Here is a 3,224-nt window from a genome sequence, read left to right as displayed (position 1 = left end):
TGCGCGCTGGCGGTGAGTTTCGACACCTTTGAGCTGACGCCGGCGCTGCTTTTCATCGCTGTCGGCGCTTTCGTCGTCAATCTGGTCCAGGAAGTCGCGGGTTTTCTGCTTGGCCGGCGACACGGGCGGGCCGCGCAAGCCTTCGGCGTGCTCAACATCGGCGGGCACAACATCGGCTTGTTCGCCATGCCGTACCTCGCCGGTATGCTCGGGCCGCAGGCGATGGCCTACGCGATCATCTTCGACGTCGGCAACACGCTGGCAGCGGCCGGCGTCGGCTACGCGTGGGGGCTGTCGCTCAGTCAGCCGGATCGCCACATGTCGCCGTTGAGCTTTCTACGCCAGATCCTGCGCTCGCCGGTGTTCGTCACCTACCTCTTCCTGCTCGTCCTCGGGGCATTTCATCTGCACCTGCCGCGCGCCGTGATCTCGTTCGCCGGCATCGTTGGCGGCGCCAACACCTTTCTCGCCATGCTGATGATCGGCATCGGCCTCGAGATTGCATTACCCAGCCACAAGTACCTCGCGGCCGCACGCCACCTCGGCCTGCGCTATGCGCTGGCGACAGTTTTTGCCGTCGTCGTCTGGTGGATGCCGCTCGATCATTTTGTGCGCGTCGTGTTGTGCATGCTGCTCTTTGCGCCGTTGCCGTCGATGACCGCGGGCTTCACGGCCGAGGCGAAGAACGACGTCGAACTGTCTACTTTCATCACCTCGCTCTCGATCGTCATCGGCATCGTCGTCATGCCACTCATCCTGGTGGCGCTGGGGCGCTGAGCAAGGCGCCTTGAAGTGAAACGCCTGCCGCCGGCATCATGGCGCTTGACTTCGAGTCGACTCTAACTACTAGCATGATTGCCATGACCAGCAACTTCATCTCGATCGGCGAACTCTCCCGGCAGAGTGGCGTGTCTGACCTTGCATACGTCGCAGCGTTTGCAAGATGAAATCGAGGCGCAAGCCCGGCGCGACGCGCTGACCGATGCCTACAATCGCCGCGCCTTTACCGAGTTCGGCGACATGGAGTGGTCGCGCAGCGTACGCCACGACTACCCGCTGTCGGTTCTTTCGGTCGATATCGACCACTTCAAGAACTTTAACGATCAGTACGGCCATCAGACCGGCGACCTTGCCTTGGTACAGGTTTCGAAAGCGGCCCACGCAGCCTTGCGCTCGGATGACATCTGGTGTCGCTACGGCGGTGAGGAGTTCGTTGCCCTGCTACCCAACACCACGTTGGATCAGGCGATGGCGATCGCCGAACGGCTGCGTCTCGCGGTGGCAAACACGACGATTGCGTCGCTACGTGGTCTGCTCGGGGTTTCGGTGAGCATTGGCGTCGCCGAGCGCTCGGCGAACCAGTCGAACCTGTCGGAAGCGCTGGCAGCCTCGGATACCGCGTCCACAAGGCAAAAGCGGCCGGGCGAAGCCGGACCGTTGCCGATGCCGGTGAGAGCAAGTAGAGACGCAATGTAGAAAACGGGGGCCGCAGCCCCCGTCGTCTTGATCACGCATCCAGCAGGAATTACATCCCTTCCGGCTCGTCCTTCTTGGTGTCGTTGTCGGCGATGAACGGGCTCCACGGCTGCGCGCGGACCGGGCCGGGCGTCTTCCAGACGACGTTGAACTGACCGTCGGCCTTCACTTCGCCGATGAACGCCGACTTTGATCGTGTCGGCGGCATGGGCGGCGAGGGAAACGACGCCCATCGAGGCGAGGGCCGCTGAAAGGACGGTGGCCTTGATGAAAGTACGACGGGATTTCATGGTGTGGCTCCTTGAGGGTTAAGTGGGATCGGTAATGTCTTTAGCACGAACATCCTGTGCTGCAGTGCGACGCCAGATTAAGGAGCGGGTGGTTTGGGCGGAATACGTCAGATTGCGTAGGGGGTGGATGCGTCGAGGCGATGTGCACCACCGAGACTGCGATCCAGGACGGGCGGCGCTTTTCCGTCCATTTTTCCCAATATTGCAAAATAGTCGCGACTTTTTTGCAATATCTGGCAATATGGTCGCCATGAAACGCTATCTGGATGAGCTCGTTGCGTCTGATCTGCAACGCAAGATGGTTCTGCTGACCGGTCCTCGACAGGTCGGAAAGACGACGCTCTGTCGGCACCTCATGGAGCGCTTTCCCCCGGCGCAGTACCTGAATTGGGATGTCGCTGCAGATCGCTCAATCCTTCAACGGCAATCGTGGGGAGTGCGCACCAAACTGCTGGCGATGGATGAAATTCACAAGATGCCCGACTGGAAAAACTGGCTCAAAGGCGTCGTCGATGGCCGATCACCGGATCAGGCGCTACTCGTGACCGGGAGCGCGCGCATGGAAACCTGGCGGCAGAGCGGCGATTCCTTGGCCGGGCGCTACCTGCCTTTCCGGCTGCATCCCATCTCGGTGCGCGAGTGGTGTGAGGAACAGGGTGGAACACCTTCCGACGCGCTGGCACGTCTGATGGAACGCGGCGGCTTCCCCGAACCTTGCTTGGCCGAGAAAGCTGAAGACGCGGAGCGCTGGCGCAGGCAATACTTCACCGATCTGATTCGCGAGGACGTCGTCGAGTTCTCACGGCTACATGAGATCACCACCATGCGGCTGTTCGTGGAGTTACTACGCGAGCGTGTTGGATCACCGCTCTCGCTGGCCTCGATCGCCCGCGATCTGTCCGTTGCGCCGAACACCTTGAAGCGCTATCTGGACATCCTGCAAGCGCTCTATATCGTCTTTGCCGTCCAGCCATGGCACCGAAACATCGCTCGCGCCATTCTGCAAACACCGAAGATCTATTTTTTCGATACCGGCCTGGTTCGCGGCGACGAAGGCGTGCGCTTCGAGAATGCGGTGGCCGCGATGCTGCTCAAACATGCGCATTTCAGGCAGGACGCGCAGGGGAAAGACGTTGGTTTCTACTACATCCGAACCAAGGACGGTGCCGAGGTCGATTTCGCCCTCAGTGAGGACAACCGGCTAACGCACCTGATCGAATGCAAACTGTCGGACAGCAGCACGCACCGGGCGCTCGCCCGCTTCGCCAACGACTTCCCCGAGGCAGAAGCGGTGCAGATCGTCTGCAATCTGCGCCAGGAAGAATGCCGGGCGCCGGTGCACATTCTTGACGCCGCCAACTGGCTCGGGAATCTGGCGGCGTGATTGTGGACATGGTTTTCCATTGAGGTGTTTAGCCACCTTCATCTGGAACTTGACCAGCCTGATGTCATGGGACA

The 3,224-nt window shown here is 60.7% G+C and carries 3 protein-coding genes and 1 pseudogene; 3 read left to right on the top strand and 1 reads right to left on the bottom strand.

Features of this window, described 5'->3' with window-relative positions; genetic code table 11:
• Both KBA32_RS16815 and KBA32_RS16810 read left to right on the top strand, forming a co-directional pair.
• Nucleotides 1-777: hypothetical protein (locus KBA32_RS16815; protein ID WP_294361429.1), on the top strand; the 777-nt coding region annotated here is incomplete at its 5' end.
• 159 nt (nucleotides 778-936) lie between these two features.
• The gene (locus tag KBA32_RS16810; RefSeq protein ID WP_294361427.1) at nucleotides 937-1,476 is read left to right on the top strand and encodes a GGDEF domain-containing protein; all 540 of its coding nucleotides are present in this window, start codon (nucleotides 937-939) and stop codon (nucleotides 1,474-1,476) included.
• A gap of 49 nt (nucleotides 1,477-1,525) precedes the next feature.
• On the opposite strand, the pseudogene KBA32_RS16805 reads toward KBA32_RS16810, so the two are convergent.
• Nucleotides 1,526-1,657 (bottom strand): annotated as a pseudogene (locus tag KBA32_RS16805) (transporter substrate-binding protein); the annotation flags it as partial.
• Between the two features lie 143 nt (nucleotides 1,658-1,800).
• Between KBA32_RS16805 and KBA32_RS16800 the strand changes: the two are divergent.
• Nucleotides 1,801-3,150 carry an ATP-binding protein gene (locus tag KBA32_RS16800; protein WP_294361422.1) on the top strand — a complete coding sequence of 450 codons (1,350 nt, stop codon included), beginning with the start codon at nucleotides 1,801-1,803 and terminating at the stop codon, nucleotides 3,148-3,150.
• The last annotated feature ends 74 nt before the right edge of the window (nucleotides 3,151-3,224 follow it).

Origin of the sequence: Propionivibrio sp., assembly GCF_017995515.1 — a bacterium.
GTDB lineage: Bacteria > Pseudomonadota > Gammaproteobacteria > Burkholderiales > Rhodocyclaceae > Propionivibrio.
Note: the sequence above shows the minus strand (reverse complement) of the source record. Positions and strands in the feature narration are given on the sequence as shown.